Here is an 8,732-nt window from a genome sequence, read left to right on the forward strand (position 1 = left end):
GCGGGACTTTCCGGTGGAGAGTCCCGCTTGGCTGTTACAAAGATAATACATTTTCCGGCGGAAAGCAAATTGTGTTAAAACACCTCCGATAGGCCTCCCACTCTCAGAAAGCCACGTGTTGCCAGCTATTCCAATCCATAAATAAGCCTCACTGTCACCTATCCTGCCGGGCAATGCCTTTCCACCACACAGACGGTGCTAAGAATCAAACATTAAGCCATTAATCCACACAAACATGAAAACTCTTTCAAAGCTGTTCCGGAATGCCTGACGAAGGTTTTTCTAACACCGGTGAAAGTTTGTAAAGGGATTAAAAAGCCTCTTATTTGTTTGCACCGCCACTGATTATTGCGTATATTTGCAGCATGGGAACACTCTATCTGGTACCTACTCCCGTAGGAAACCTTGAGGACATCACGCTTCGTGCCCTGCGCATATTGAAAGAGGCCGATTTGATTTTAGCCGAGGACACCCGCACATCGGGTATGCTCTTGGCTCATTTCGACATAAAGAACCGGCTGTGCTCCCACCACAAGTTCAATGAACACCAAACGGCCGAAGCCTTCGCCGCCCGTATGGCGGCCGGCGAAGTGATGGCGCTGGTCAGCGATGCCGGCACACCGGCCATTTCCGATCCGGGATTCATGCTTGTACGTGCCTGCACAGCCCGGGGAGTAAAGGTGGAATGTCTGCCCGGAGCCACAGCTTTCGTGCCGGCACTGGTAGCCTCCGGGCTGCCCTGCGACCGCTTCACTTTCGAGGGATTCCTCCCTCAGAAAAAAGGACGCGCCACACGTCTTGAGGAACTTCAGGCGGAACAGCGCACAATGATATTCTACGAATCGCCCCATCGGGTGGTGAAAACCTTGACGCAATTCGTTGAGGTTTTCGGAGCCGGACGGCGCATAGCCGCCTGCCGCGAAATATCAAAGTTGCACGAAGAAATCATACGCGGCACCACAGCCGAAGTGCTGGCTCACTTTGAGGCGAACGCCCCGCGGGGAGAATTCGTACTGGTGGCTGAAGGCTGCGGAGCGTCCCAAAAGCGTGGACGGCGCGAACACCGCAGCAAATATGCCGCCATGAATACGGAAGAACGGAATGATCTTCCTGAAGATTGAAGAAATTGTTTTCACGCATATACCCTATTAAGATTATGAAAAAGATTATATTCCTGGCCATGGCCGCCGCAGCCCTGACTTTTACTGGATGTCAGTCGAAACGAGAAAAGGAGCAGGCGAAAGACAATTCACAGGCCACAATAGACTCACTCCAGAGAGTCATCCAGCAGGGTGATGCCGAGTCGGAAGACATGGCGCGCGTCATCCAACAGATTCAGGACGGTTTCCGCCAGATTAACGAAGCCGAAGGCCGGATTACCAAAGAACAGGAAGGCGCACCGGCCGACGGAGCCATCGTGGAGAACATGCGGTTCATACAGCAGCAAATGCGCCTCAACCGCAAACTGATAGCGGAACTGCGGCAGCAATTGCGCAACGCCAGCCAGACCAATAAGGAGTCCAAAAACGCTTATGAAGCCATGATTGACGAATTTGACAGTCAGCTCCAGGCTAAGAACGAGGAACTGAAAACGCTTCGCCGGCAATTGGTGGAACGCGACAGCACCATCGGAAAACAGATTGAGCAAATAGACATACTCAACGACAACGTGGAAAATCTCACAGCCAAGAACGAGGAGAAAGACCGCAAGATGAACGAACAGGACCAGGTGATAAACACTGCCTGGTACGTATTCGGCACAAAAAAAGAACTCCGCGAACAGAACATCCTCCAAAAAGGAGACGTGATGCGTTCGGCTGAAGCCAACAAGGACTACTTCACGGCCATCGACATCCGTGTGACAAAAAAAATACCGCTTTCCTCAAAAAGCGCCGAACTGCTCACCAATCATCCGGCCGACTCCTACTCGCTTGAAAAAGACGCACAGGGACAATACACCCTACGCATTACCAATCCCGAAAAATTCTGGAGTGTGAGCCGTTACCTCGTGATACTCGTGAAATAAGCATAAAACCTGACGAACCGATTACGCGATACAATGGGGCATGCCAGCCATGCCAACCAGTTCAGGGTCTCTTGCGGGAGACCCTGTTTTTTGAAAAATACATTACGCCACACACCGGATTGTTCTTTCCGAAGAGAGCGAAGCCGTCACTTCCGGTTTTGCTCTCCACGCTCAAAAAGACAAACCCTTAAAACAACCTAATTTGAAAGCTTTATTACCGCATTACAAAGCCACTCTTCGCCTGGGCGTTCCAATAGCGGTGGGACAACTCGGCGTCATAATCATGGGATTTGCCGACACGATGATGGTAGGACGATATTCCACCGATGCTCTCGCGGCCGCCTCCTTTGTGAACAACCTCTTCACACTCGTCGCCTTCCTGATGATGGGTTACAGTTACGGACTGACGCCTCTTGTGAGCGCCCACTACGGACGGGGCGAAAAGATAAAGGCCGGCGGCGTGCTCAAACGGGCACTTGCCGCCAACGGTGTTTACGGTTCATTGCTCATCGTGGTAATGGCCGTACTCTATTTCTTTATCGGCCACATGGGACAACCGGCAGAAATACTTCCACTTGTACGCTCATATTATCTGGTCATTCTAGTATCCATGGTGTTCGTCATGCTCTTTAACGTACTGCGCCAATTCACCGACGGCACCACCGATACGTCTACCGGCATGTGGGCGCTTCTCTCTGGCAATGCTTTTAATATTGTTGGCAATTTCCTGCTAATCTACGGCATAGGTCCTTTTCCTGAACTAGGATTGCTTGGCGCAGGTATCTCCACCCTGCTGTCCCGCATCTTGACGGCGGCATTGCTGGCCGGTGTCATTCTGTTCCGTAAACGTTACGCCCCCTACAGATTGGGATTTCTTGCACATAAACTCCGCTTGGAAGGCGTACGGTATATCAACCGGCAATCACTTCCCATTTCACTCCAAATGGGCATGGAAAGCGGCTCTTTTACCTTCAGTGCCATAATGGCCGGCTGGCTCGGTGCCTTGCAGTTGGCCAGCTTTCAGGTCATGGTAACGGTTGGCACGCTGGGATTTCTGCTTTATTATAGCTTTGGAGCAGGTATGAGTATCCGCGTAGCCACTTTTGTCGGTACAAATGACTGGCCGCGGGTGCGTTTGGCAGCCAAAGCCGGCTGCCATATCCTTATTGCGATGAGCATAATCGCCTCCTTGGCCATTTTCCTCTTCAGTGAACCGCTCATCCGGCTTTTCACCACCGATGAAGATGTGCTGGTCATGTCACTTTCTTTAATTTTCCCTCTGATGCTCTACCAAATGGGCGATGCCATGCAGATTTGCTTCGCCAACGCCCTGCGCGGCACATCTCACGTCATGTCTATGATGTGGATAGCATTTGTCAGTTACCTGATGGTCAATATCCCTTCAGGTTACCTCTTGGGCTTTCCTCTCGGACTGGGCATTACCGGCATTTTCATAGCTTTCTCGCTCGGTCTCTTTGTAGCGGCGTCTCTCTTTTACTTTTATTTCCGCCGAGTGTTACACAGGAATCTCCTCCCCTCAGGCAGCCAGTCTGCCTGAGGAAACCTGTGATTCCGCCATTTTTCGGATTCAGAACAAGTCGCTTTCCGCCTGAAAATCAAATACAACCTCCAAACCCGTAAAGAAAATCCTTCTAAAGAATCAATACGCAGATTCTTTCATCATCAGCAGCATTTTTGAAAAGCAAAAGATGGAAGATTTTTCCACATATACTGGCGGAATTTTCAGATAAATATCGGACATTTATGCTACCTTTGCATACAGACTGAATACCCACAAGAAAAACCATCAATTAACTAACCTGAAAATATATGACAAACTATTTTGATTCTTTGGGACGGCAGCTTGTGGCCGGATTACTCTGTGCGGTTTGCCTAAGCACAACGGCACAGACCGAACTGCAGGAGCGTAACAAATTACGCATCATGACCTATAACGTCCACAATGGTGTGGGCACGGACGGAAAAACGGATTACCGGCGTTTGGCTAATGTAATAGCCCGTGACGGAGCGGATGTTGTGGCAGTGCAGGAAGTGGACAGCGCAACGCGTCGGAGCGGTGGACGTTATGTCTTGGGTGAGATAGCCCGTGAAGCCTTGATGCACGACACCTTCGGAGCGGCTATCGACTACGACGGCGGCCGTTATGGCATCGGCCTGCTCAGCCGTGAGCGCCCTCTAAGTGTACACCGGGTTGCTCTGCCGGGCCGCGAAGAGTCACGCACTTTGCTTGTGGCAGAGTTCGACCGCTATGTTGTAGGCTGTTTACATCTTTCACTGACAGCTCAGGACCGCATGGCTTCACTACCTCTCCTGAGGAAAGAAGCTGGCCGCCACACAAAACCTTTTATCCTGACAGGTGACTGGAACGATACCATAGGATCGGCTTTCATGAAAGAACTTCAAAAGGATTTCCGCCTGATGAACAACGGGAAAAACGCTACATTCCCAGCTGGAAAGCCCAAAGAGTGTCTGGACTTCATAGCGCTTTACAAGCCAACAGGCAGTGAAGTAGTGGGACGCAGTTCGCTGGTTGTGAGTGAGAAAACAGCCTCGGACCACCGCCCTGTATCGGCAGTGCTGCAATTTAAAACGCCGGCGGAAGAATTAATATATCACGAACCTTATCTGCAAAATCCCACACCGGAAGGCGTCACGGTGATGTTTCAGACACAAGCCGTATCGCACTGCTGGGTGGAATACGGCACCGACACACTGAATCTGCGCCGGAAACGGGCACTCATTGGCGGTCAGGAAATATGCTTTGACATAGAAAACAAAATACACCTTGACAGTCTGACACCAGGTATTACTTATTATTATCGCGTATGTGCGCAGGAAATCATAGACTATCGCGCTTACAGCAAAACTTTCGGCCACACGGCGCGTACTCCATTCTATACTTTTAAGTTGCCTTCGGCAGAGACAACTGACTTCACAGCTCTTATCATGAATGACTTGCATGAAAACCGAGAGGTTATTGAGGCAATGAGCCGGCTGGCACGTGAGATTCCGCATGATTTTGTCATCTTTAACGGCGATTGCCTGCCCGAGCCCATTGACCGCCCTTATGCCATGAAACACATCCACATTCTGGCCGATGCTTTCCGTTCTGCAGAAGTGCCTACATTCTTCATTCGCGGCAACCACGAAATACGGAATGCCTATTCGGCTGGCATGCCTACGCTTTTCGACAATCCCGGCGGTAACACTTACGGCGCTTTCTCGTGGGGCGATACGCGTTTTGTACTGCTGGACTGTGGCGAGGACAAACCCGATGACCACTGGGTGTATTACGGTTTGAACGATTTCAGCGGTTTCCGGCGCGAACAAGCCGACTTCCTGCGGCGCGAAATATCCTCCAAACCTTTCAAACGCGCCAAACGTCGCGTACTTATCAATCATATTCCCATCTGGGGCAATACGGACAAATACCAGCCGTGTCGCGACATGTGGGCACCAATACTCAGCAAAGCTCCTCTTGACGTAGCTATTGGTGCACATACCCATCGTTACGAAGTGACTCCTGAAGGGAAAGCCGGAAATCCCTGTCCTAATATTGTGGGTGGCGGACCGAGCATGAAAAGGTCAACGCTCATGGTACTGTCCAAACGCGGAAAGAACATGACACTGCGTGTGCTCAATGCCGAAGGAGAAGAAGTAGACAAACTCGATTTATAAAGAAACGATGAAAGCGGTCGGACTGTAAAAAAACAGTCCGACCGCTTTCGTTGCAAAATACCGAGGTCAGAAGGTTACTCATGACTTTTCAAGAAAGTAACATTCTGCGGCTTGGATGTAGAGACAGGGCGGCTCACATAGGTGTAGCGTGATTGTACCGATAAGAAGCCGGGATCTCAATAAGGAGAAACCAAACCAGACTTATCCGCAGCGGCTTGCACCGCAGTGTTTGCAGATGAGACAGCCTTCCTGATAAACCAATGCCTCATGGCCGCAATTGGGGCATTTCTGTCCGTGAGCGGCAGTACCGTCGCTGATGTATTTCTTCAAGGCGCGTGCCACACCGACTTTCCATGTATTGATGCTTTCGCTCTCAAGCTGCAAGCTGTCAACTAGTTTGATTACATTTTCAAGTGGCATGCGATAACGCAGCACGCCCGAAATGAGTTTGGCGTAATTCCAATATTCTTTATTGAACTTTTCCGAAAGTCCCTCAACAGTTGTTTTGTAACCACGCTTATTCTCAAATTGAAAGTCGTAACGTTTCGTGCCGTCCTCTGTATTCACATGCTTGATGATGCGGCCTTTTGTTACTGTTTTTGGCAGTACAATACCTTCTTCATCGTCCTGAAGACCGGTAAATATCTCATAAGGATGGCCGTCGAGGAGACCTACAAACGCAACCCACTTCTCCTTATTATTTTGAAAACGCACGATATCACACTCCAATACATCGGGACGACGCTCCGTTACCGTGGGAGGCAGGCAAGGCTGAAGCCCCTTCTTTTCTTCCTTTTTCTTTACGCTGATCATTACGCCCGAACGCGAGCCGTCGCGATAAATGGTGCAACCTTTGCATCCGCTTTTCCACGCTTCTACGTAGAGTCTGTTGACCAGTTCCTCGTCAACGTTGGCAGGCAGGTTGACGGTTACACTAATGGAGTGGTCTACCCATTTCTGTATGGCTCCCTGCATTTTCACCTTCATGAGCCAGTCCACATCGTTGGCCGTAGCTTTGTTGTAGGGCGACTGGGCTACGAGTGTATCGATCTCTTCCTGCGTGTAGTTCTTGTCGGTATCTATGCCGTTGACGCGCATCCAAGTGAGGAATTTGTGGTGATAGACGATGTATTCCTCAAACGAATCACCAGATTCGTCCGTAAAGTCCACCCGAACTTTCGGATCATTGGGATTAACCTTCCGACGCCGCTTGTAAACCGGCAGGAAAACGGGTTCAATGCCACTGGTTGTCTGCGTCATGAGACTGGTGGTGCCGGTCGGGGCGATGGTCAGACACGCAATGTTGCGACGACCGTAGCGGCACATATCCTCATAAAGCTGAGGATCGGCCTCCTTAAGGCGCAGGATAAAAGGATTAGCTGCCTCGCGCTTGGCATCGAACACCTCGAAAGCCCCGCGCTCCCTTGCCATCTCAACAGAAGAGGCATAAGCGGCCAAAGCCAATGTACGCTGCACCTCTACGGCCATATCGGTAGCTTCTTGCGTACCATAACGCAAACCGAGCGCCGCCAGCATGTCACCTTCGGCAGTAATGCCTACGCCGGTACGGCGACCCATGGCTGTTTTTCGGCTTATTTTCTCCCAAAGGTGGTATTCGGTGTTTTTAACCTCTTCGGTCTGCGGGTCGCTCGCCACTTTTTTAAGGATGAGTTCTATCTTCTCCTGTTCAAGGTCGATAATGTCGTCCATGAAGCGCTGCGCCAGACGGATGTGGCGGCGGAAGAGATCGAAGTCAAATTCGGCTTCGGGTGTGAAAGGATTCCTTACATAAGCGTAGAGGTTTACGGCCAGCAGGCGGCAGCTGTCATAGGGACAGAGCGGAATCTCTCCGCAAGGGTTGGTCGAGGTGGTGCGGAATCCCAGGTCGGCATAGCAGTCAGGGATGCTCTCACGCGTGATGGTATCCCAGAACAGCACTCCCGGTTCGGCGCTTTTCCACGCGTTGTGGACAATTTTTTGCCAAAGGGCGGCGGCATCGATGTCTTTTTCAAACTTCACTTCCCCCTCGGGAGCATCGACCGGATACTGCTGGCGATAGGGCCGTTCTTCCGTAGCGCAACGCATGAATTCATCGTCAATACGCACCGACACATTGGCGCCGGTCACTTTGCCCTCTGTCATTTTGGCATCGATAAAAGCTTCGGCATCGGGATGTTTGATGCTTACAGAAAGCATGAGAGCACCGCGGCGGCCATCCTGTGCCACTTCGCGCGTGGAATTGGAGAAACGTTCCATGAAAGGCACCAGTCCGGTGGACGTAAGGGCAGAATTTTTTACGGGCGACCCCTTGGGACGTATCTGTGAAAGGTCGTGCCCTACGCCTCCGCGGCGTTTCATGAGCTGCACCTGTTCTTCGTCTTCTTTCATGATGGCTCCGTAGGAGTCGGCATCACCTTCAATGCCAATCACGAAACAGTTGGACAGCGAGGCAATCTGATGGCTGTTGCCGATACCCGTCATAGGGCTGCCAGCCGGAATGATGTAGCGGAAATGGTCAAGCAGTCCGAAAACCTCTTCAGCACTTACGGGATTTTGATATTTCGCTTCGATGCGGGCTATTTCATTGGCCAGGCGCCAATGCATATCGGCAGGCGATTGCTCAAAGATGTTGCCGAAGGAGTCCTTCATGGCATATTTGTTAACCCACACACGGGCAGCCAGTTCATCGCCGCCGAAATAGGTTAAGGAAGCCTGAAAGGCCTCATCGTAACTGTACGTTTTCTGTTCCACAACGGATGTATTTTGTATGTTTATGATTGACTTTTTTCACGAAAAACGGGTTTTGTCCGCCAAAACCGTCTGCAAAGCTAGCAAGAACTTTTTGATTACCCAAAAAGAAAACAGGAAAGTTCAAAGAAACTCAAAAGTTTTCTATTCTAAAAATTAAATCACTAAAAAACAGACATTTAAATAAAACACGCAGTCAAAAAGTATGGGTCAAGCCGAAATTCCGGTGCATTTGTTAAAATTCGAGAGCTGAAATGTT

Annotated in this window: 5 protein-coding genes; 4 read left to right on the top strand and 1 reads right to left on the bottom strand. The window is 50.4% G+C overall.

Annotation, left to right across the window (positions count from 1 at the left end):
• The first annotated feature begins 365 nt into the window (after positions 1 to 365).
• The 4 genes from rsmI (at position 366) to C5S62_RS01385 (ending at position 5,725) form a co-directional block, all read left to right on the top strand.
• Complete coding sequence (gene rsmI, locus C5S62_RS01370; protein WP_104403745.1) at positions 366 to 1,121, top strand: 16S rRNA (cytidine(1402)-2'-O)-methyltransferase; 756 nt, start codon at positions 366 to 368, stop codon at positions 1,119 to 1,121.
• Between the two features lie 35 nt (positions 1,122 to 1,156).
• The gene (locus C5S62_RS01375; protein WP_104403742.1) at positions 1,157 to 2,026 is read left to right on the top strand and encodes a hypothetical protein; all 870 of its coding nucleotides are present in this window, start codon (positions 1,157 to 1,159) and stop codon (positions 2,024 to 2,026) included.
• Between the two features lie 202 nt (positions 2,027 to 2,228).
• Positions 2,229 to 3,584, top strand: a complete 1,356-nt coding sequence (locus tag C5S62_RS01380) for an MATE family efflux transporter (RefSeq protein ID WP_223301094.1) — start codon at positions 2,229 to 2,231, stop codon at positions 3,582 to 3,584.
• Between the two features lie 272 nt (positions 3,585 to 3,856).
• Entirely contained in the window at positions 3,857 to 5,725 is a 1,869-nt protein-coding gene (locus tag C5S62_RS01385) for an endonuclease/exonuclease/phosphatase family protein (protein WP_104403743.1), read from the top strand.
• Positions 5,726 to 5,926: 201 nt separating this feature from the next.
• On the opposite strand, the gene C5S62_RS01390 is transcribed toward C5S62_RS01385, so the two are convergent.
• Complete coding sequence (locus C5S62_RS01390; RefSeq protein ID WP_104403744.1) at positions 5,927 to 8,476, bottom strand: adenosylcobalamin-dependent ribonucleoside-diphosphate reductase; 2,550 nt, start codon at positions 8,474 to 8,476, stop codon at positions 5,927 to 5,929.
• Between the last annotated feature and the right edge of the window lie 256 nt (positions 8,477 to 8,732).

Source organism: Prevotella sp. MGM2, assembly GCF_002933955.1.
GTDB lineage: Bacteria > Bacteroidota > Bacteroidia > Bacteroidales > Bacteroidaceae > Alloprevotella.